Source organism: Novosphingobium sp. (assembly GCF_965228995.1).
In the GTDB taxonomy this organism is placed as follows: Bacteria; Pseudomonadota; Alphaproteobacteria; order Sphingomonadales; family Sphingomonadaceae; genus Novosphingobium.
This window is the reverse complement of record NZ_OZ245852.1, coordinates 2,550,621-2,571,259: the sequence shown is the minus strand read 5'-3', so window position 1 is coordinate 2,571,259 and position 20,639 is coordinate 2,550,621. Positions and strand designations below refer to the sequence as shown.

The window sequence follows — 20,639 nt, the reverse complement described above, 5'->3', positions numbered from 1 at the left end:
CTGGGGTGCAGGACCGCAGTCTTGCACCCCGCTTCGGCCTTGCCAACCGGCAAAGCGGGCGTCTTTTAGAGAACGCTTTCCAGCCAGCCCTTGAGCTGGCTTTTCGGTGCGGCGCCGAGCTTCTGCGCCACCGGCTTGCCATCCTTGAACAGCACCATTAGCGGGATCGACTGCACGCCGATTTCGCCGGGAACGCCGGTGTTTTCCATGATGTCCATCTTCACGATGGAAACCTTGTCGGCCAACTCTTCCGAAATCTCTTCCAGCGCGGGCGCGATCATCTTGCAGGGTCCGCACCAGTCCGCCCAGAAATCGACGAGAACGGGCTTGTCGGAGCCGAGCACATCGGCGGCGAAGCTGGCATCGGTAACGGCTTTGGTGGCCATGTCGGGTAACTCCTTGAGGTTGGTTCGGTATGTAAGCGGTCTGGCGAGCGGCGCAAGAAAGAGCGCTAAAAGCTTTCCTGCGCGGCCTGAAGGAGGGGCTTGTGCGCCGCGATCACCTCGGGCGGGATTACGATGAGCTGCGGCGAGTGCGTATAGAGCAGCGCCGCCTCGATCCGGCGCCCGGGATAGATCGTCTCCAGTGCCGCGACATAGGCCGCCATCTGCCGCAAGCTGGCAAGCGGCACTTCGTCGATCTGCGTCGGCGGGCGGCGATCAGTCTTGAAATCGACGACCCGGACACGGTCCTGCTGCAGGAGCAGCCGGTCGAGCGTACCGCTGACCACCCGCTCTCCGACAACGGCGGCGATCGGCACTTCAGCGAGTGATCCAGGTCCGAACACTTCGGCCCAGGCAGGTTCGGCCAGTACGCGCAGGGCGGCAGCTGTCATCGCTTCCCGCACCTCATCATCGAAATCGGTAGCCATGCGCGCCAGCCATTTGCCGGCTGCCTCCGCGCGCGCATCGGGCGCCAATTCGGGCAAGCGCTCGATCAGCTTGTGCAGCAGCGTGCCGCGCCGCGCGGCCAGGCGGGCGGCAGGCCCGGGGGGTGACGGCGGATCCGACGCCTCGCCCGCTTCCCCCAGTCCCGAAGGTGCGAGCGGGCGCGGCGGGCGCGGCTCGGCCGGGAGCGGCGCAGCGAGCCAGTCTGGCGCAGCGGTGTCAGGTTCGGGCGGGGGCGGCACGGTCGCCACCGCGGCGGGGAGCGGCCCAAGCCCGCCAAGCTGGCGCGAGGCTCCCCAGATCGTATCTTCGCGCCAAGGGCCGTCTTCCTCGCCGAACAGCGGGGCAAGCTGCGCATACCAGCTCTCTTCGGGCGGCGCCTTGGCCCTGCTGCCCAGCGCGCCGCCGATGAATAGCGCTTCCTCGGCCCGGGTCATGGCCACATAAAGAAGCCGCCAGTGTTCCGCGCGTTCCGCTTCGGCAGCCCGCTCCGCCGCCACCCGGACAGGCCCGGCCATTTCGGTCTTGTTGAGGGGCGGCAGGGGAACCCGGCGGCGCTCGTCCCGCACCGCCTCCTCGAGCGAGAGATCGCGCAGCCGTGAAGCATCGGGATCGGCAGCGGCGTCAGCGAGAATGACAATCGGCGCCTCCAGCCCCTTCGAGCCGTGCACCGTCATCACGCGCACGAGATCGGCCTTCTGGCCCGCCTCGCGCTTCAACTCGCCATCCCCTGCATCGAACCACTGGAGGAAGCCGACCAGGCTCGGCGTCTGGCTGGCCGCATAGGCGCAGGCCGCGTTAATAAGCTCGTCGATGGGATCGTTGGCTTCGCCTCCCAACCGCGCGACCAGCTTGCGCCGGCCCTGCCATGGGCCGACCAGCAGCCAGTGCAGTAACTGTGCCGGAGTGCCGAAATCCGCGCGGCCAAGCGCCCCGCGCAAGTGCTCCATCTCCGGGTACGTTGCGGGCCCCTCATGTTCACGCAGATGGTCCCACAGGCGGACGCCTTTGGCGCGGTAGCCGTGTTCGAGCAACATGTCCTGCGACCAGCCAATGAGCGGCGAAACCAGAAGTGAAGCGAGGTTGAGGTCATCAAGCGGCTGCGCGCAGAAGCGCAGCGCGGCGACGAGGTCCTTCACCGCGAGCGGCGCGCCGAGCCGGAGCCGGTCAACCCCCGCCACCGGCACGCCGCGCGCATGGAGCCGCGCGACAATCAGCCCCGCCAGCGCCTTGCGCGATCGCACCAGCACCATGATGTCGCCGGGTGTCGCCCGGCGCGGGCTGCCTTTGTGGAGCGGGAAGCCATCGTCCAGCCACCGGCGGACCTGCTGCGCGATCTGATCGGCCATCACCCGGTCCGGGCGGGAAAGCCAGCTCTCCGCGCCTTCGTCGCCCTCGCCCGCAGGCGTGTCATCGTCCTCCTCGCTCGCGCCGCCGACGGTGCGCCACAGCGTGACCATGCCGGGGCGGCCCTCGTCGCCGCGGTGCGGTTCCGGGGCTTCGGGAAGTCCGAAACGATCCGGCCCGATCGCGTTGATCGCCCGGTCTACGAACGCAAGCACCGAAGCGGCGGTGCGATAGGAGCGCCCCAGCCCCAGCGGCAACAGGGCCTTGGCAGGATCGGCGGTGGCGTCTGCCAGCGCATCAAGCTCCCGCCGGACCCGTTCGCGAGCGGCGGCGAAGTTTTCCGGGCTCGTGCCCTGAAAGCCGAAGATCGCCTGCTTGTAATCGCCCACCACAAACAACGTGCGCAGCGCATCAGCCCGCTGCCCTTCCCCGCTGAAGAAATCGCCGACCAGCCCATCGAGCACGATCCGCCACTGCGCGGCATTCGTATCCTGCGCCTCGTCCACCAGAATGTGATCGAAGCGGCGATCGAGTTTGTAGCGGATCCATTCCGCAGGGGCCTGTTTGGTCAGCAGATCGGCCGCAGCGCGAATCTGGTCATCGAAATCGATGAAGCCTTCGCGCGCCTTCGCCTCGGCCCAGGCCAGCGCAAACCGGCGGCCAAGCGTGAGCGCGGGCTCGAGCCGCGCAGCCAGGTCAATCAGCGCGCGCATTTCCTGCACGCGCTTCAGGTCCTCGATCACGCAGAGCTGATAATCGGCATAGCGCGGCTCGTGCTTTTCAAGGTTCTTGGCAGAGCGCGGAAGGCCAGCCTTGGTCAGGAACACGTCGGCAAAGCCATCGAGACCGGCGATCCGCGCCGTCGGCGAAGCCTCAAGCCAGTCCTGTATCACCGCCGCTGCATCGAGGCCGGTCCGCGCGCCCCAGCGCCGATTGGCTTCCATGCAGACTTCGACCGCCGCCACATCGAACACGCTGTCGCGCACCAGATCGGCAAGCCCGGCCCCATCCTCTTCGGAATTCAGCCCCAGCAGCCGGTTGATACGCGGACGCAGCGGCGGCTGCCATGAGCCTGGCCCTTCCCACAGGGCCTGGGCTGAAGCACAGCGCAGCAGGAACGCGGGCACGGCATCCTCGCCCATACGCAGGCTGAGGTCTTCGAGCGCGGTGAACAGCGCTTCATCGCCCTGCTCCTGTGCCTCGATCAGCAAGTCAGCCAGCACCTCGCGCAGCAGCAAGTCGCGGTCGCGGTCCTCCATCGCGCGGGTGCCGGGTACGAGCCCTGCTTCGGCGGGAAAAGCACCCAGTAGCCACTGCGAGAAGGCATGGATCGTCTCGATCCGAAGGCCGCCACCCGGGCAATCGAGCACGGCGGCAAACAGGCTTCGCGCGCGGGCAACCACTTCGGGACCATAAGCAGCCCCGATTGCCCGGAGTTCAGCGGCCAGTTCAATCTCCGGCAGCCGCACCCACCGCGCCAGAACATCGTTCACCCGCGTCGCCATTTCCGCCGCGCCCGCCTTGGTGAAAGTGAGGCAGAGGATCTGATCGGGCGAAACGCCGTCCTGCAGCAGCAGCCGCAGCACCCGCGCAGAGAGCACCTGCGTCTTGCCGGTCCCGGCCGAAGCGGACAACCACACGGTCCGCTCGGGCTGAACGGCCAGGCGCTGGTTGTCCTTGAGCGGATAGACCCTGCTCATGCCGATCTGGCTCCCCGCCCCTGCCATTCCTCGAGCCGCATCAGTTGATCATAGTCGGTATAGCCCGGCAGATCGGGATTGGGCCGCGCGGTAAACGGCTCGCTGCCGAGGATCCACTTGTCGATGGCGTCGGTGAGATAGCGCAGCGTTTCCGGCACGAAGTCCTCGCGCGGGAGGCCGGTCTTCTTTCTGCCCTCCAGGACCGGCTCTTCGAGATAGCCGAAGACCTCGGCCTTCTTTTTCAATGACCAGTATTCGAATCCATGGACATTTCCGCCCACGCCTTCAAACCCGCCGCGTTCGGCAATCAGCGCCACCAGCCCCAGCTGCAGCGCATAGCCTTCCTGCACCATCTTGCCCGATGGCGGGGCGCCCGTCTTGTAATCGACCACAGCCAACGTCCCATCGGCAAGGCGGTCAATCCGGTCGGCGCGGCCGTGGAGCTTCACGCCCTTGATCTCGACGGCGCCCGTCTTCTCCCACAGCACCGGCACGCGGCCCTGCAGCGCCAGTTCGGCGTTGTAGTCCTCGACCCATTGCAGCGCGGCCAGCAACCGTGGGCGCCAAAGCCCGCGCATGAAGGGGTGCGCGCTCATTTCGGCCAATGTGCGCTCGGCAAGCGGAAGCAGTTCGCCGCGTTTACTGCCGCCCTCGTGCCATTGGCGCAGCACTTCGTGCACCGCGGTGCCTCGCCACGCTGCAGTTGGTGCGGCATCGAGCGGATCGAGCGTGCGCAGGCCCATGATCGCCAAGGCATAGAACTGGTAAGGATCGCCCCGCAGCCGGTCGAGCGCGGTCGAGGCGATGCTGACGCGGCGCTGCTCGGCGCTCGGCATCGGCGCGGGCTGCTGATAAGGCGGCGCTGGCGCTGCCTTGTCGAGCGCACGGGCGATGCGCACCGCTTCGCTCTCACGCTCAAGCTCGCGGCCCAGCATCGCGCGGATACGCAGAAGAAAGCGCGAAGGGATCACCGGTCCAGAAGCATCGCGCATGGCATGGCTCAGCACGACTTCCGGCGCACCGAGCGCCGCCGCAAGATCGTGTGCGGCGAGGCCGATGCGGAAATCGGCGCCGGGAATCCCTAGCGCACGCAGAACCGGAGGCGCCAACAGCGGATCGGGCGCGGGTGAGGCGGGCCACTTGCCCTCGCTCATCCCGGCGCAAATCACGAGTTCCGCGCGGCTCATTCGCGCTTCGAGCAGGCCGTAGATCGCAAGTCGCGGATGGCCGCCATAAGGCGGGCGCACTGCGATTTCGGCCAGCGCATCGCTCAGCAAGGCATGGAGATCGGCGGGCTCCACCGGAAGCGCGCTGGTCAGCGCCGCCTCGCGCCACCCCTCGACAAAGGCCGCCAGCGCGCGCCCGTCCGCTTCGGCCCAGATCGCCGGGCCGCAGAGCGCTTCCGCCACGCCGGCAAGGGTATCAAACGCCAGGGCAAGCGAAGGAGGAGCCGCCTCATCAACCAGCGGCCCGAGCAAAGCCGCCGCGTCGTCCCACCAGGCGGTGAGCCCCGGATGGTCCTTTTCCCTCGCCGCAACTGCGCCGCGCACAGCCTCAAGGCCTGGTCCGGGACGCGGCCCGCGCAGCACGAGATCAAGCTGGCGCACGCGTTCTAGCCAGGCCGCGCGCCCTTCGCCGCGCCGCACTAGCGGATGCCCGAGCAGCGCGAGCAGCGGCACCGGCGCAGCGGCGGTTGCGGCAATCTCGGCGAGCTGCAGCAGCATCCGCCCGGCTGGTGTCTGCGACAGCGGGCGCCCCGCCGTATCGTCAGCGGCAATGCCCCAGCGCTCGAGATGGGCGACAAGGCGCTGCGCAAGATCGCGGTCCGGCGTGATCACTGCGACCCGCTTCTCCGGCGCGGCCAGCGCCTGCCGGACCAGCACCGCGACGGCCTGCGCTTCCTCCTCCGGGTGGGCGGTTTCCATCATTCGCACGCCGGAAAGGCGGCGGGCCTCCGCGGGCAGGTCGGCCCAAACCGTGCTCGCCTCGGGCGGCAGGAACAAGTTCGATATCGCGCGGCTGCGCTCGGGCGAAGCGGCGGCGAGGCCGGAGCGGTGCCAGGCCTGCACTTCCCCGCGCGCAATCCCCATGCGCGCGAGCAGAAGCTTGAGGTGATACTGCGGATGCGTCGCCACATCGCCGCGCGCGAAGACGGGCGCATCGCTCCGCTCGGAATTGCCCGCCGCGCCCAGCGCGTCCCAGACGGAATCGGGCAGTGCCAGATCGAGATCGGGCAGGATCACAGCGCCTTGCGGCAACTCCGAAACGACCCGCAGCAACCGCGCCACCGCAGGTGCCGCCGAGGTCACGCCGGCAGCCACCACTGGATGGGGCGGCGGTTCAACGCGCCAACGCCGGGCGACGTGCGCAAGGAGGCGGTTGCGGCGCTCGGGTGCATCGATCTCGCCGCGCTCGTCGCAGCGGGCACGCCAGCGCGCCAGAATGCGGGCAAACTGTGCGGTCCCGCGCTGCCAATGCTCCGCCAGTTCGCCGACCAGTCCGACCACTTCGGGATCGAGCAGCGCTTCCAGCGCCACATCCTCGACAGCGAGCCGGTCCATCGCCTGCGCCAGCGAACGTGCCTGGCGCAGCAGTCCCGGGGCGGAGATCGCACGGGTCTCAGGATCGCTGCGGAGCATATCCGCCAGCGCCAAAAGCCGCGCCGTGGGGTCGGCGGCCGGCGGCAGATCGGCGCCCTCCCCCAGCGGATCGAGCAGCGGACCCAGCGTTTCGTCGAGATCGAGATCGCCAACCACGGCCATGCGGGGAAGCAGCAGCCCGCCTTCACTTGCAGAGCTACCCTCCCCAGCACTGGCGCGGATAAATGCCTCGGTGACGATGCGCACCGCGCGGCGGCTCGGCAACAGCAGCGTCAGCCGCGCAAGGCCGAAGCCTTCCTCATGATAACGCGGGACAAGCCCCGCCACGAGCGCGTCGGCAAAGCCGCGGTGGGCGGCAATCGAATAGACGTTGGGCTTGCGGTCAGCCACGCTGCAATGCGGCTTCGGTCGGCGCGATCATTTCCGGCGCGCCGACTTCAAACCACAGCCCGCAATGCGAGATCCCGTACAGCCGACCTTCCGCGATAGCCCGGTCCCACAGCACTCCGGTGGAGAAAGCCCCCTGCGGTGCCTCGCGCAGCAGCCGCTGCGAGACGATCTGGATGCCGGTATAGATGAACGGCGCCACCCGCCCCGCCTTGCGCCGGCTGATGCGGCCCAGCGGATCGAGGTGAAAGTCGCCGCGCCCCGTATAGTTGAACGCCCGTGCATGGCTGACGAGCAGCAGTAGCGCGTCCATCTGCGCCGGATCCCACGCGTCACTCAGCGCCGCAAACACGTTCTGCGGCCCATCGAGCCAGACGTTGTCGCTGTTGAGGCAGAAGAACGGATCGGCATCGATCAGCGGCAGCGCTTTGACCAGGCCGCCCCCGGTCTCGAGCAGGGCTTCGCGCTCATCCGAAACGGCCGTCAAAGGCGCTCTGCGCTGCGCCAGATGCGCCTCGATCTGCCCGGGCAGATAATGCACGTTGACCACCGCGCGCGAAACCCCGGCTTCGACAAGCTTGTCGAGGCTGTGGTCGATCAGCGCGCGGCCATTGACCCGCACCAGCGGCTTCGGGCGCGTGGCCGTCAGCGGGCGCATGCGCTTGCCGATCCCGGCGGCGAGCACCATCGCCACGTCGCTTGCAAGTTTCGTCATACCGGGAAAGTTCCGCCAAGACGCGCCGCCGGATCGCGCAGGGACGTGGGCACATTTTCATCAAACCACCTGGCCACCGGGGCCAACGCCGGGTGCGCCAGATCGCGCTCCAGCAGCCCCCAGACGCGCGGAATGTAATCGAGGTAGCGCGGCTTGCCGTCACGCTTCCACAGGCGCACGAAAATTCCGACGATCTTGGCATTCCGCTGCGCGCCAAGGCGGGCGTAATCCTCGGCAAAGTTGGCGTCCGCGCCGCTCTGCGCGATATAATGGTCGAGCATTACCCGCTCCAGCGCCGGATCGACATCGCGCCGCGCGTCCTGCAGCAGCGAAACGAGATCGTAGGCGGCATGGCCGACCAGCGCATCCTGGAAATCGAGCAGTCCCTGCCGGCCGAGCCCGCCATCGAGCATGATGTTCTCGGCATGATAATCGCGCAGCACGGTCACGCCGGGGCGCTGGCGCGACAGCAACTGGCCAAGCACCACTTCCCACGCCCGCGTCCATCCCACCACATCGACGGTCAGCCCTTGGACAGGGCAATACCATTCCACGAACAGCCGCGCCTCGCGCTGGTATTCGGCGAGCGAATAGAGCGTGAAGGGCCCCGGCGGCAGACGGTGCAGCTGGATCAGGGCATTGACCGCATGGGTATAGACTTCGCGCTCGTCCTGCGGCCAAGCATCGACATATTCGCGCATGCGAACCTCGCCGAAATCCTGCAGCAGCACGAAGCCCTTTGCGGCATCTTCGGCAAAAATCTCCGGCGCGCGCATGCCGTTGGCGTCCAGCCAACGCGCCGCGCGCAGGAACGGTTCAGGATCCTCACCCGGTGGCGGCGCATGCATCAGCATGGCAGTGGAACCAGGACGCCGCAGCCGGAAATAGCGCCGCGCCGAGGCATCGCCCGGGATTGCTTCGGCGACAGCAGCGCCCCAGCCAGCGGCAGCGAGAAACGGTTCGGCGCCTTCAGGCAGCGCGCTTTCTGTCAGGGTCACGTCCATCCCCTGCGCTCTAGCCAATCGGGCCCCGCCTCGACAATGGCGACGCGCTCGTTTTCAAGGATTTCGAGTCTGATCGAAAGGCAGGCAGGTTCTTGTGCGAAGCCGCCGGCATGTTCGGGCCACTCCGCGATCAGCACGGCATCGGCGCGGTAGTCGTCGAGCCCGAGTTCTGCCACTTCCTCCGGATCTTCGAGCCGGTAGAAATCAGCATGAACCACACGTAGGCGCAGCGCCGGCGGATCATAGACCTCGATGATCGCGAAGCTGGGGCTTGGCACTTCCCCGGCGTAGCCCAGCGCCGCGATGATTGCCCGCGCAAGGGTGGTCTTGCCCGCGCCGAGCCCGCCGCTGAGAGCAACAACGTCGCCGGGATGCAGCAGGGTAGCAATGCGCCGGGCAAGCGCATCGGTCGCGGCAAGATCCGGCAGCGGAATGATCATCGCGCAAATCCCTTCATGGCCCAAATCGCTTCATGGCCCAAATCGCTTCACGGAAGGGTCACCATCGCGCTGGTCCCCTCACCTTTCTCCGACAAGAGTTCGAACGTACCCCCATGCGCCGCAACGAGCCTGCGCACCAGCGGCAGGCCAACCCCGCCGCGCCGCTCCACCGAGCGTCCGTCCGCACTGATCTTGAGCCCTTCGAGCGCGCGGGCCAGCTGCGCGGGATCCATGCCCTGCCCATTGTCGGAGACGACGACCTGTAGCGGGCCCTTGCCGTTCTTGCCGCCCTTGCGGCGCGACGCTTCGACGAGGATCCGCCCACCTTTGGGTGTCGCGGCAATGGCATTGTCGATCAGCTGGCCAAACAGGCGCCGCAGCCGCTTGCGGTCCCCGGTCGCGCTGCCGATCGCCTGGCTGCCGCGGAGGTCCAGAGTGATCCCGGCTTCGTTCAACCGCTCCGCCCGCTCGCGCACCACATCACCCAGCAAGGGGAACAAATCGACCGGTTCGGCCGCCAGCGGCAGTGTGCCCGCCTCGCTCTGTGAAAGATCCAGCACATTCTCGATCTGCTCGCCAAGCCGCTCGACCGAGGTCAGGATCGCGCTCACGTATTCCTGCGCCTGCGGCGTCAATTCCCCTGCCATGCCGCTTTGCAGGAGCTCGGCAAAGCCGCCGATCGAAGTGAGCGGGGTGCGAAATTCATAGCTCATGTTGGCAATGAAGCGCGTCTTCACAGCGTCAGCCTCGACAAGCGCGGCATTGCGCTCGCGCAGCGCCGCTTCGGCCTTTTCGGAATCGGTGATGTCGAGGACTGTCAGCAGGCCATTGCCATCCGGCAGCGGCACGCCGGCAATCGCAAAGGACCGTCCGTCGGCAAGCAGTATCCGCCCGCTCTGCTGCTTGCGCTCCAGCGAGGCCGCCTGGATCACCTGCCCGATGGTGCTCACTTGCGCGGGGCGCTTGAGCAGCTTGGCGATCCGGTTGAGCAGCGCATCGGCCCGCGGATGTGTGGCGAGGAATTCCTCCTCCAGCGCAAGTTCGCTCGCAAACCGGCGGTTCCACAGCTGCAGGCGGCCATCGGGCCCGAAGACCGCCAGCGATTCGAACAGGTTGTCGAACGTTGCCGTTCGCGTGCGCAGCAGCGTATCGCGGGTTGCCGAAAGCTGGAGCTGCTCGGTGCGATCCTCGAAAATCATCAGCAGCCCGCCATCGGGCATGGGCTGCCCGATCACGCGCAGATGCGTACCATCGCCGAGGTGCCATGATTCTTCGCGCGGCTCGCGGGAAAGGAACCAGCCCTGCCGCTCGCGCCGCCATTCCGGGAAATCGCGCACTTCCGGCAGGCGCGCGCTGTCACGCATCCGGTCGAGCACGCGGTCAAACGGCGGCGTATCGACCACCCAGGCCTGCGGCACGCTGAAGATGCGCAGGAAGGGCTGGTTGGCGAAGACCAGATTGCGCTTCTCATCGAACTGCGCGATCCCCGCCGAAAGCGTATCGAGCATTTCGCGCTGCGCTTCGCGGAAACGGCGGAACTGGCGCTGCAGCTCCTCCATTTCCTCGGTATCGACCGCGTAGCCCGCCACGCCGTCGTCGCCCAGCGGGAGGTCGGACACGCGGATCGAGCGGCGCTGCCCGCCGATCGTCGCGGAAACGACCCGCTCGATCGGCAAGCGGCGGCTGAAAACCTGCTGCGCGATCTTGGCCGCGCCGACACCCTCGATCGGCTCGATCAACTCGGTTCCGGCCGCTACCACATCCGCCGCACTCGTCCCCCCCACCGCCTTGACGTAAGCGCTGTTGACGAGCCGCAGCGCCATGTCCGGCCCGCGAAACCACATCGGCAAGGGCGCGGCTTCGATCAGGCCGGCCAGCGCCGCAAAATCCGCCCGCGCAGACGCCGCCTCTGCGCGAAGGCGGCGCAGCTCACCCACGCTATCGGTGAAGTCGAAGAACCACACCAGCGCAGCGCCGCCCGGCGAGACTTGCGGGTCTGCAAGATGGCCGCGCGCGCCAAGACTGCGCTTGCCGCCACGCGGGGTGAGCGCGAGTTCAAACGGAGCGCCGGTCTTCTGCGCTTTGCGCACGGCATCACTGAGCTGCGAGAGCTGAACTTCATCGAGCCCCGCTTCCCCGGCATCGAGTTCGCTGAGATAGCCCGGCATCGCTTCGAGCCCGAGCCAGCCTGCAAGCCGGGCAGGCCCCTCGATCCGTCCATCAGCCCTGACAAGCAGCGGAAGTGCCGGTGCTTCCTCGATCATGCGCGAAAGGCGCCGGGCAAGGCGCTGTGTTGCTTCGGCCCGGGCAAGCCGTCCGCGCGCAGACAGCACCGCCCACGCCGCTCCCAGCGTCCAGGCAGCAACGACCAGCGCAATGAGAACAAGGGCAAACGGCGGCAGGACCATCGCCGCTTGGCTAGGGCGCGGCGCGCCAAATTACAATGTCAGGCACGGCACAAGCTGTGGGATTGCAGCGGCTATTGGCAGCCCCGATACAAAGAAGGCCCGCGCTTGCACGCGGGCCTTCCTGATTGCGATGGCGCCTGAGCGCCTGAGCCGGGGCTCAGTAGCGGTAGTGATCCGGCTTGAACGGACCCGCTTCGGGCACACCGATGTAGGCCGCCTGCTTCGGCGAAAGCGTCGAAAGCTGCACGCCGAGCTTGGCGAGGTGCAGCGCCGCGACCTTCTCGTCGAGGTGCTTGGGCAGCACGTAAACGTCGTTCTTGTACTGCGCAGGGTTTGTGAACAGCTCGATCTGAGCCAGCGTCTGGTTGGTGAAGCTCGCGCTCATCACGAAGCTGGGGTGGCCGGTGGCGCAGCCCAGGTTGACGAGGCGGCCCTTGGCCAGAATGATGATCTGCTTGCCGTCGGGGAACTCGACGAGGTCGGTGCCCGGCTTCACTTCGGTCCACTTGTAGTTGTCGAGCGCCGAGATCTGGATCTCGCTGTCGAAGTGGCCGATGTTGCACACGATCGACATGGGCTTCATCGCCTTCATGTGATCTGCGGTGATGACGTCCTCGTTGCCGGTTGCGGTCACGAAGATGTCGCAGCGCTTGACCGCCTCGTCCATCGTGACGACTTCATAGCCTTCCATCGCCGCCTGCAGCGCGCAGATCGGATCGATTTCGGTGACCATGACGCGCGCGCCGCCATTGCGCAGCGACGCGGCCGAGCCCTTGCCGACATCGCCGAAACCGGCGACGCAGGCGACCTTGCCGGCCAGCATCGCATCGGTGGCGCGGCGGATCGCATCGACGAGCGATTCCTTGCAGCCATAGAGGTTGTCGAACTTCGACTTGGTCACGCTGTCGTTCACGTTGATCGCGGGGAACGGCAGCTTGCCCTCCTTGGCGATCTGGTAAAGCCGGTGCACGCCTGTGGTGGTCTCTTCCGAGACGCCCTTGATGTTCTTGACCGTCTCGGTGAGGTAGCCGGGCTTCTTCTTGAGGAAGGTGGTCAGCGCGCGGACGAATTCGATTTCCTCGGCGTTGCTCGGCTCGAACAGCGTCTCGCCCGCCTCGACGCGCGCGCCCCAGAGTGCGAACATCGTGGCGTCGCCGCCGTCATCGAGGATCATGTTGGCGGTCTGGCCGGGAACTTCGGCGTCCCAGGTGAAGATCGAGCCGACATAGTCCCAGTATTCGGCCAGGCTCTCGCCCTTGATCGCGAATACCGGCACGCCCGATGCGGCAATCGCGGCAGCGGCGTGGTCCTGCGTCGAGAAGATGTTGCAGGTCGCCCAGCGCACGTCGGCACCGAGCGCGGTCAGCGTCTCGATCAGCACTGCGGTCTGGATGGTCATGTGGAGCGAACCGGTGATGCGCGCGCCCTTGAGCGGCTGCGACGCGCCGAATTCCTCGCGCAGTGCCATGAGGCCCGGCATTTCGGTCTCGGCAATCCTGATTTCGGCGCGCCCGAAGTCGGCAAGGCCGATATCGGCGATCACATAGTCTTTCCGGGCGTCAAGCACGCTGGCCACGAGGCAGTCTCCAAGATTGCAGATCAAACGAAAAAGCCCGCCAGGAGGAGGGCTCGATTGCCATCCCTTTAGCGGGCCTCTCGCCGTTGTGCAATGGTGATATAAAGAAACCTTTATATCACCTTCGGGCCATGCCGCACCGAGTTGCGGTGCGCCAGGCTTTCGGCAGTGGCAACCTGCACCGGGCAGGCCTCAAGCGCGTCATCTTCCCCTGCGGCGGTTGCGCTGTCACATACCGGGCCTATATCGGCCGATGCGCATCAACGCACAGATCAACACAACAAGAGGATCCTCGCCCATGACAATCGCGGTTGGAGACAAGCTGCCCGACGTAAAGCTGGTGAAAGCCACGGCTGACGGCATCGATGCGGTGCAGTCCGCCGAATACTTTGCCGGCAAGCGCGTTGCGCTGTTTTCGGTCCCGGGTGCTTTCACCCCCACCTGCTCGGCCAAGCACCTTCCCGGCTTCGTGGAAAAGGCCGACGAGATTCGCGCCAAGGGCGTTGACGAGATCGCCTGCACCGCAGTCAACGATCCCTTCGTGATGAAGGCATGGGGCGCTGCGGCCGGTTCGGCTGATGTCACCATGCTGGCAGACGGCAACGGCGATTTCGCCAAGGCGCTCGGCCTCACGATGGATGGCACCGGCTTTGGCCTCGGCATCCGCGGCCAGCGGTTTGCCATGGTCGTCAACGACGGCACCGTCGAACAACTCCATGTTGAAGCGCCGGGTGACTTCAAGGTTTCGTCAGCCGAATATGTGCTCGAAAACCTCTGACGCGTAATAAATCGTAATACTTATGCCGCAGTGCAGCGCATACGGCGCAGCGCTGCGGCATGTTTTGCCCCCCAAGGTCCGATGCTGCGGGCTTGACGACTGTCAAATATTTGCCATCCTCCGCTTCGCTGCACCGCACCATGGGGACGCGTGATGGACGGTATTCGAGTCGGAAAGCGGATTGTTGGAACCCAGTCGCCGGTAACGATCGGGTGGGAAAACATTCCCCAGGTTGAAGGCGGCCCCTTCAAGCGCCTGTTCTTCACCTGGTTCCAGCCCGCGGTCTTCTTCGGAATGGTCGCCTTCTGGTACTACGCGCCCAATTCGATCGCGAAGGCATCGACGGCGATCGCGATCAGCATCGGCTTCCGCCTCCTGCTGCAGATCCTCGAATTCGTGAACCCGCGCTACCGGTCCTGGCAGATCACGTGGAAAGAACTGGCGACCGACCTGTTCTATGTCGGCGTCGCCATGACGATGGTCCGACTGGTGGACAATTACCTCGGCAGCGACGCCATGATCGAGGCTGTGCAAGGCAGCCTGCACCTTGATAAATTCGTCTGGTTCACCAGCCTGCCACTGCTGCTGCAGGCCTTTCTGATCGTGTTCATCTTCGACTTCGGCCAGTATTGGATGCACCGCGGGATGCACAACTGGTATCCGCTCTGGCTGCCGCACTCGGTGCACCACTATATCACCCAGCTGAACGTCCATAAGGGTGCGGTCGGCAATCCGCTCGAGCTGTTCCTGATCGGCCTTGGTATCGGCGGCCTGTTCGATTTCCTGCCGCGCGCGTTCCTGCTGGCGGGCGCGATCGGCATGTCGGTGGGCGCGTATCAGCACATCAACGTGCGCTTCAACAGCCCGCGCTGGTGGCGCTGGACGTTCAACACGACCGAACATCACAGCCTGCATCACTCGCAGGACTTCGAATCGACCCGCTCGAACTACAGCAACACCTTCATTTTCATCGACCGCATGTTCGGAACTTGCATCGATGGGGAGGCGGAGCTTCTGGGCATGGAGGGAGGACGGCGCATGTCGATCCGCGAGCAGATGCTCTATCCCTTCACCGAAGGTTTGAAGGCGTGGCGGGAGCGCAAATCTCGCGAGCCATTCTTCAGCGATCACTCTGCGGTTCCGGCGGAATAAGGCGTGGCATCGCTCAGCGCATCTGGCGGCGAGACGGTTTCCACCTCGGCCAAAAAGGGATCACTACTGCGCTGGATCACGTGGATCTGGCACATTCGCGGCGAGGTTCCCCTTCCCGCCGGGCAAACTCCGGACGAAGCACTCGCGAAACTCGATCCGCTTTTCGCACATGCCAGGACCACGCATGCCCGGATGGGCGATGTCGTCATGGTGACCAAGCGCGACCAGCTTGCGCAGGACCCGCTCTCTATTGTCGACTCCGGCACCCTGCGCGTCGATCCTGCCGAGCAGGGCGCGGTGCTGCGCTACCATCTCGTGAGCCGCGCGCTGCTTTATTGCTTCCTTGCGCCGCTGCTGTTCCTCGCTGTCGGCCAGTTGACGGTGTTTCTCGGTACGCTCGAGAAGCCCAAGGCTGAGGAAAAGGCCAAGAAGGACGACGCGAAGAAGAAGGATGAGGTCACACTCAACCCGGTCGACAAGTTCCTCGGCGCGCCTGCTCCCGAAAAACCCAAGGACGACAAGAAGGACGCCAAGGACAAGAAGAAGGACGGCAAGGATGGCTTCTCGCCTACCCCTGCCTATGTCTTCGCCGGGATCTTCGCCGCACTCTGGCTGATCGGACGTCTGCTCGAGCCATGGCTGATCAGGCGGCTGTTCACGCGTAGCCTTGCGGGCTGATCCGCCGGGCGCAAGGCACCCGGCGGTTTTCAGCAATCATGCAAGATCGAAGCGGTCCGCATTCATCACCTTGGTCCAGGCCTTGATGAAATCACGCACGAACTTCGCATCACCGCCCGCCTCGGCATAGACTTCCGCCACCGCGCGCAGCTGACTGTTGGAGCCGAACACGAGGTCCGCCCGGCTTGCCCGCCACTTCACTGCGCCCGTGGCCCGGTCGCGCCCGACGAACTCTTCCTCGCCGCTACCTTCAACCGCGGTCCACACGCTGCCCATGTCGAGCAGGTTGACGAAGAAGTCGTTGGAAAGCACGCCCACCCGGTCGGTGAACACGCCCCGGTCGCTGCCGCCCTGGTTCGCACCCAGCACGCGCAGGCCCGCAACGAGGACAGCCATTTCCGGCGCCGAAAGCCCCAGTAGTGATGCCCGGTCAATCAGCAGTTCCTCGGTCTTCACCGAATGCTTGGCCGCGAGGTAGTTGCGGAAACCATCGGCGCGCGGCTCGAGCACCGCGAAGCTTGTGGCATCAGTCCACTCCGCGCTCGCATCGCCGCGTCCGCCGGTGAAGGGCACCGCTGCATCGAACCCGGCCGCCTTGGCCGCCGCCTCGACTGCCGCCGTGCCCGCCAGCACGATGGCATCGGCCATCGAAAGGCTGCCGCGCAGCGCGTCGATCCGGGCCAGCACCTGGGCTAGCTCGGCCGGATCGTTGACCGCCCAGTCCTTCTGCGGAGAAAGACGAAGGCGCGCCCCGTTGGCCCCGCCGCGATGGTCGGTGCGGCGATAGGTCGAAGCCGAAGCCCATGCCGCCTTGACGAGTTGGCCGGTGCTGAGCCCCGAGGCGAGGATCGCGGCCTTGAACACCGCTTCGACGTCCGGAGATGGCACCAGCCCGGTTGGCACCGGATCCTGCCAGATCAGGTCTTCCGCGGGAACGTCAGGCCCGAGGTAACGGACCTTGGGCCCCATGTCGCGGTGGGTCAGCTTGAACCACGCGCGTGCAAACGCATCCTTGAAAGCTTCATGGTCATGGCGGAACCGCTCCGAAATCGCGCGGAACTCCGGATCGAGCTTGAGCGCCATGTCGGCAGTGGTCATCATCGTCGGCACGCGCTTTGAGGGATCGTGCGCCGCCGGGGCCATATCCTCCTCGCGCTGGCCAATCGGCTGCCACTGGTGGGCACCCGCTGGCGAGCGGACCAGTTCGTACTCATAGTCGAGCAGCAGACGGAAGTAATTGCCGGACCATTCGGTCGGTGTGTTCACCCAGGCGCCTTCGATGCCGCTGGTGATCGCATCGCCGCCAACGCCGCTGCCATGCGTGCTGAGCCAGCCAAACCCTTGCGCGGTAATATCTCCCGCTTCCGGTGCCGGGCCGACTTTCGCCGCATCGCCCGCGCCGTGCGCCTTGCCGAAAGTGTGGCCGCCCGCGGTGAGCGCGACCGTCTCTTCAAGGTTCATCGCCATGCGCTCGAACGTGATCTTGATATCGCGCGCCGAGGCCAGCGGATCGGGCACGCCGCCCGGCCCTTCGGGGTTCACGTAGATCAGCCCCATCTGAATCGCGGCGAGCGGCTCTTCGAGGTCCATGCCTTTGCCGGGCTGGATGCGCGTCTCGTCTCCTTCGACCCAGTGCGGCTCCTGGCCCCAGTAGATGTCGCGCTCAGGCTCATAAACATCGGCGCGGCCGCCGCCGAAGCCGAACACCGGCCCACCCATCGATTCGATCGCGACATTGCCCGCGAGCACGAACAGATCGGCCCAAGAGATATGCTGTCCGTACTTGGCCTTGATCGGCCAGAGCAGGCGCCGGGCCTTGTCGAGATTGCCGTTGTCGGGCCAGGAATTGAGCGGGGCGAAGCGCTGCTGCCCGCTGTTGGCGCCGCCGCGCCCGTCGGCCGTGCGATAGGTGCCCGCCGCGTGCCAGGCCATGCGGATGAAGAAGGGGCCATAGTGCCCATAATCGGCCGGCCACCAGGGCTGGCTATCGGTCATCAGCGCGGTGAGATCGGCCTTGAGCGCGGCGAAGTCGAGCGCCTTGAATGCTGCCGGATAGCTGAAGCCCGCGTCCACCGGATCGGGCGAGACGCCGCCCTGATGGAGAATGTCGACAGGCAGCGCCTCGGGCCACCAGTCCTTGTTCGTACGGCCCAGAAGGCCCCGCGCTGCGCCCTTGTGGACAGGGCAACCGCCTGCTGCATCGCCGGTTTGCATGTTCATGGTGAAAGACTCCATCGCGTGTTCGATGGAGCAAAACTACGCCCTGCCACTTGGGGCGGGAAGCGAGTAAAGTTCATCGCAGTGATCGAGTTTACCCATAAAAAATGCGGCAATAATCGGTTCTACGAAACAAACGGCAAAGCCGGGGAAGTCACGCCCGTGCGCGGTCTAGACCGGCGCCAGTGGCTGGAAATCTCCGAGGGGAGCGACCGCCACGATTGGATCGCCTGCCCGAACAGCACCGCCGCTTAGCACCACAGCCATGACACCGCATTTGCGGATCAACGATCCATCCGCCGCCCGATCAAGCACGGCGGCTAGCAACCCCGCCTGAAAGCGCTCGATCTGGGCGCACGGATTGCGCAAGCCCGTGATTTCAATTTCACTATTTCCAATCCGGAGCCGCGTCCCGGTTGAGAGCCCCAGCAAGTCGATCCCGCGCGTTAGGATGTTCTCTCCAAGCTCGCCGGCCGCTACCGTGAAGCCCCTGACCGCCAGCTCGTCCAGCAATTCGGCATGGATCAAGTGGACCTGTCTCAGATTGGGCTGGCTCGGATCGACTGCCACGCGTGAGCGATGCCGGACGGTCTTACCGCAATGCGCATCGCCATCAACACCATCCCCGGCGACCAGCACGATGCCCTCGCCGCAGGTTTGCTTGGAAAAGCGGTGGCCTGCATCGCGGCTTACGGCAACGACCCGCGCCAAACCGGCGTTCACGCTCAATAGCCCATCAGGCTGAGCACTTCCTTGCGGCTGCGATTGTCTTCGAGGAACGTGCCCATCATCCGACTGGTTACCATGCCGACGCCCGGCGTGCGGACCCCGCGTCCGGTCATGCAGCCATGCTGCGCCTCGATTACCACCGCAACGCCGTGCGGCTTGAGGTTGTCCCAGATGCAGGTTGCCACTTCGGCGGTGAGCCGTTCCTGGATCTGCAGCCGCCGCGCATAGGCATTGAGGACGCGCGCCAGCTTCGAGATGCCGACCACTTTGTCGCGCGGCAGATAGGCTATGGCCGCCTTGCCGATGATGGGCGCCATGTGGTGTTCACAGTGCGACTGGAAGGGGATGTCCTTCAGCAGCACAAGTTCGTTATAGCCGCCGACTTCCTCGAACTGGCGCGCAAGATGCGCGGCCGGATCCTCGCCATAGCCTTGGCAATATTCCTTCCACGCCCGCGCGACGCGGCGGGGGGTATCGAGCAGGCCCTCACGATCCGGATCATCGCCAGACCATCGGATCAGCGTGCGGATGGCATCCTGTACGTAATCGGGAACCGGGATCTTGCCGGTTTCGCTCACGTCATCGTCATCGTGCCCGTGGTGGACGGTCATGCTTGAGGCTACTCCGCAAGGATCGCGCTATTGATGCCGCAGGGCATCACTTGCGCTGGATGACGATCTCGTCCGGATGCGCCACGTTGAGATCGGACCGCAGCAGTTCGCCGACCAGATCGGGATCAGCATGGCGGGGATCGAGCAGGTTGACCCGATTGCGCAAGCGATCGCGCTCGGCCTGCAGTTGCTTCACTTCGGTCTGCCGCTGTTCGAGCAGCCGGGCATTCTCGGTCCAGGCAAGCACGCCGCTCGGCCCGGCAAGCGCAACAGCACCGAGCAACAGCAGCGCGACAAGCGCAAAGCTCTGCGTCAGGCTCTCACGGGGCAGCTTGAGGGAAGTCTGGCGGCGTTTCATCAAAACGACAGAATCATACTTGTCCCTTCGATTCAACCGGAAAAGCACGATTCTGGTTAAAGGGGACTGCGTATGCGCTGGTACGAACCCTGCGCGCGGCAGGCAATCAGGCCGATTGCAGGCTTGCTCTGGCCCTGCAGGACTTGCTGCTCTAGGTCCGGCGCGCAGGATCAACGGACAGAGCGAGCGCATGACAACGGAAGCCCCTCCATTTGCCGGCAAGCTGGAACCTGCCACCGATCCGGCGTGGGCCGGATGGTATCACTGGGCGGGCAACGACCCGTTCGAGGATGATGTCGGCCCGTTCTATGTCCGGCGCGACGCACAGGGCGTGGTCACCGGCTTCCGCCCGGCCGCGAAGAACTGCAACGCACACGGCAGCATCCACGGCGGCTGCATGATGACCTTCGGGGATTTTTCGCTGTTCATGATAGCCAGTGCGGCCGGCGAGGAAATGAGCGGGGTGACCGTGACTTTCAATGCCGAGTTCGTCGGCCCGGCCCATGCCGGCCAGATGCTCGAAGCGCGGGGCGAAGTCATCCGTGCGGGCCGCAGCCTCGTTTTTGCGCGCGGGCTTATCACCGCGGACGGCGAACCGGCCCTCGCATTTTCAGGCACCTTCAAGCGCATTCGCGCGCGCTGAGCGAAAGGGGGAGGACAGCGCCCTCCCCCCGCAGCGCCATCAGCCGATGCGCTTGCCCGTCATCGGGAAACTGCCGAACATGCCGGCGGTAACGGTGCCCGTCAGCGCGTCGCCGTCGATCGTCGCGGTGCAATCGAGCTTCATCGGCATCGGCACGGTGATGTTGCTCGACCAGCTGATGGTGTTGCCATCAACATTGCCACCGGTGATTTCCATGTTGCCCATCGGCCCGGAATTGCTGCCGCTGAAGCTGCTGCCATCGACGTCGACGGTGAGGATCGAGGTTTGATCGCCCATCGGCGAACGGGTCACGCATTCATACTTGCCGGCAACTGACATGGATCTCTCCCTTGTGGTTCGGCACCCAAGGAACCATGCTGCCTACATCAATGTCAATAGGATAGGTCGA

At 65.6% G+C, this 20,639-nt stretch carries 17 protein-coding genes; 4 read left to right on the top strand and 13 right to left on the bottom strand.

All coding sequences use genetic code 11. The features are described 5' to 3' along the window. Positions 1-65: 65 nt before the first annotated feature. From trxA to ahcY, 8 genes are all read right to left on the bottom strand, one after another. Positions 66-386: a thioredoxin gene (trxA, locus tag ACO056_RS11715; protein ID WP_298164423.1), complete on the bottom strand. Its 321-nt coding sequence runs from the start codon at positions 384-386 to the stop codon at positions 66-68. Positions 387-451: 65 nt separating this feature from the next. Then, a complete protein-coding gene (gene addA / locus ACO056_RS11710; protein WP_421846899.1) occupies positions 452-3,934 on the bottom strand; it encodes a double-strand break repair helicase AddA in 3,483 nt (1,160 codons plus the stop codon). Beyond that, the gene (addB, locus tag ACO056_RS11705; protein ID WP_421846897.1) at positions 3,931-6,924 is read right to left on the bottom strand and encodes a double-strand break repair protein AddB; all 2,994 of its coding nucleotides are present in this window, start codon (positions 6,922-6,924) and stop codon (positions 3,931-3,933) included. Before addB ends, addA begins: the two co-directional genes overlap by 4 nt. After that, complete coding sequence (locus tag ACO056_RS11700) at positions 6,917-7,636, bottom strand: nucleotidyltransferase family protein (RefSeq protein WP_421846895.1); 720 nt, start codon at positions 7,634-7,636, stop codon at positions 6,917-6,919. The genes addB and ACO056_RS11700 overlap by 8 nt, the downstream gene beginning before the upstream one ends. Further along, positions 7,633-8,634: an aminoglycoside phosphotransferase family protein gene (locus ACO056_RS11695; protein ID WP_421846894.1), complete on the bottom strand. Its 1,002-nt coding sequence runs from the start codon at positions 8,632-8,634 to the stop codon at positions 7,633-7,635. The genes ACO056_RS11700 and ACO056_RS11695 overlap by 4 nt, the downstream gene beginning before the upstream one ends. After that, positions 8,631-9,080 carry a tRNA (adenosine(37)-N6)-threonylcarbamoyltransferase complex ATPase subunit type 1 TsaE gene (gene tsaE / locus ACO056_RS11690; RefSeq protein WP_421846892.1) on the bottom strand — a complete coding sequence of 150 codons (450 nt, stop codon included), beginning with the start codon at positions 9,078-9,080 and terminating at the stop codon, positions 8,631-8,633. The genes ACO056_RS11695 and tsaE overlap by 4 nt, the downstream gene beginning before the upstream one ends. Before the next feature lie 47 nt (positions 9,081-9,127). Beyond that, positions 9,128-11,488, bottom strand: a complete 2,361-nt coding sequence (locus ACO056_RS11685; RefSeq protein WP_421846890.1) for a PAS-domain containing protein — start codon at positions 11,486-11,488, stop codon at positions 9,128-9,130. A gap of 157 nt (positions 11,489-11,645) precedes the next feature. Then, on the bottom strand, positions 11,646-13,064 hold the full coding sequence (ahcY, locus tag ACO056_RS11680; RefSeq protein ID WP_421846888.1) for an adenosylhomocysteinase: 1,419 nt from the start codon (positions 13,062-13,064) through the stop codon (positions 11,646-11,648). Positions 13,065-13,362: 298 nt separating this feature from the next. Between ahcY and ACO056_RS11675 the strand changes: the two genes are divergently transcribed. From ACO056_RS11675 to ACO056_RS11665, 3 genes are all read left to right on the top strand, one after another. Then, a complete protein-coding gene (locus ACO056_RS11675) occupies positions 13,363-13,842 on the top strand; it encodes a peroxiredoxin (RefSeq protein WP_421846886.1) in 480 nt (159 codons plus the stop codon). 153 nt (positions 13,843-13,995) lie between these two features. Beyond that, the gene (locus ACO056_RS11670; protein ID WP_421846884.1) at positions 13,996-14,994 is read left to right on the top strand and encodes a sterol desaturase family protein; all 999 of its coding nucleotides are present in this window, start codon (positions 13,996-13,998) and stop codon (positions 14,992-14,994) included. A 3-nt stretch (positions 14,995-14,997) separates the two neighbouring features. Continuing rightward, positions 14,998-15,672, top strand: a complete 675-nt coding sequence (locus ACO056_RS11665; RefSeq protein ID WP_421846882.1) for a hypothetical protein — start codon at positions 14,998-15,000, stop codon at positions 15,670-15,672. Positions 15,673-15,708: 36 nt separating this feature from the next. On the opposite strand, the gene katG is transcribed toward ACO056_RS11665, so the two are convergent. From katG to ACO056_RS11645, 4 genes are all read right to left on the bottom strand, one after another. Next, positions 15,709-17,892, bottom strand: a complete 2,184-nt coding sequence (katG, locus tag ACO056_RS11660; protein WP_421846880.1) for a catalase/peroxidase HPI — start codon at positions 17,890-17,892, stop codon at positions 15,709-15,711. 168 nt (positions 17,893-18,060) lie between these two features. Next, the gene (locus ACO056_RS11655; protein WP_421846878.1) at positions 18,061-18,612 is read right to left on the bottom strand and encodes an MOSC domain-containing protein; all 552 of its coding nucleotides are present in this window, start codon (positions 18,610-18,612) and stop codon (positions 18,061-18,063) included. 2 nt (positions 18,613-18,614) lie between these two features. Further along, positions 18,615-19,229 (bottom strand): GTP cyclohydrolase I FolE, encoded by a 615-nt coding sequence (gene folE, locus ACO056_RS11650; protein ID WP_421846876.1) that lies wholly within the window; start codon positions 19,227-19,229, stop codon positions 18,615-18,617. Between the two features lie 46 nt (positions 19,230-19,275). After that, complete coding sequence (locus ACO056_RS11645; protein WP_421846874.1) at positions 19,276-19,587, bottom strand: FtsB family cell division protein; 312 nt, start codon at positions 19,585-19,587, stop codon at positions 19,276-19,278. A gap of 190 nt (positions 19,588-19,777) precedes the next feature. Between ACO056_RS11645 and ACO056_RS11640 the strand changes: the two genes are divergently transcribed. Beyond that, a complete protein-coding gene (locus ACO056_RS11640) occupies positions 19,778-20,230 on the top strand; it encodes a PaaI family thioesterase (protein WP_421846872.1) in 453 nt (150 codons plus the stop codon). Between the two features lie 39 nt (positions 20,231-20,269). Here ACO056_RS11640 and ACO056_RS11635 read toward each other — a convergent pair whose 3' ends face one another. Further along, positions 20,270-20,569: a hypothetical protein gene (locus tag ACO056_RS11635; protein ID WP_421846870.1), complete on the bottom strand. Its 300-nt coding sequence runs from the start codon at positions 20,567-20,569 to the stop codon at positions 20,270-20,272. Positions 20,570-20,639 lie beyond the last annotated feature (70 nt).

What these genes read in the sequence shown, in the direction of transcription:
- trxA (WP_298164423.1), bottom strand. Translation starts at nt 386, where the DNA reads ATGGCCACCAAAGCCGTTACCGATGCCAGCTTCGCCGCCGATGTGCTC.
- addA (WP_421846899.1), bottom strand. Translation starts at nt 3,934, where the DNA reads ATGAGCAGGGTCTATCCGCTCAAGGACAACCAGCGCCTGGCCGTTCAG.
- ACO056_RS11700 (WP_421846895.1), bottom strand. Translation starts at nt 7,636, where the DNA reads ATGACGAAACTTGCAAGCGACGTGGCGATGGTGCTCGCCGCCGGGATC.
- tsaE (WP_421846892.1), bottom strand. Translation starts at nt 9,080, where the DNA reads ATGATCATTCCGCTGCCGGATCTTGCCGCGACCGATGCGCTTGCCCGG.
- ACO056_RS11685 (WP_421846890.1), bottom strand. Translation starts at nt 11,488, where the DNA reads ATGGTCCTGCCGCCGTTTGCCCTTGTTCTCATTGCGCTGGTCGTTGCT.
- ACO056_RS11675 (WP_421846886.1), top strand. Translation starts at nt 13,363, where the DNA reads ATGACAATCGCGGTTGGAGACAAGCTGCCCGACGTAAAGCTGGTGAAA.
- ACO056_RS11670 (WP_421846884.1), top strand. Translation starts at nt 13,996, where the DNA reads ATGGACGGTATTCGAGTCGGAAAGCGGATTGTTGGAACCCAGTCGCCG.
- katG (WP_421846880.1), bottom strand. Translation starts at nt 17,892, where the DNA reads ATGAACATGCAAACCGGCGATGCAGCAGGCGGTTGCCCTGTCCACAAG.
- folE (WP_421846876.1), bottom strand. Translation starts at nt 19,229, where the DNA reads ATGACCGTCCACCACGGGCACGATGACGATGACGTGAGCGAAACCGGC.
- ACO056_RS11645 (WP_421846874.1), bottom strand. Translation starts at nt 19,587, where the DNA reads ATGAAACGCCGCCAGACTTCCCTCAAGCTGCCCCGTGAGAGCCTGACG.
- ACO056_RS11640 (WP_421846872.1), top strand. Translation starts at nt 19,778, where the DNA reads ATGACAACGGAAGCCCCTCCATTTGCCGGCAAGCTGGAACCTGCCACC.
- ACO056_RS11635 (WP_421846870.1), bottom strand. Translation starts at nt 20,569, where the DNA reads ATGTCAGTTGCCGGCAAGTATGAATGCGTGACCCGTTCGCCGATGGGC.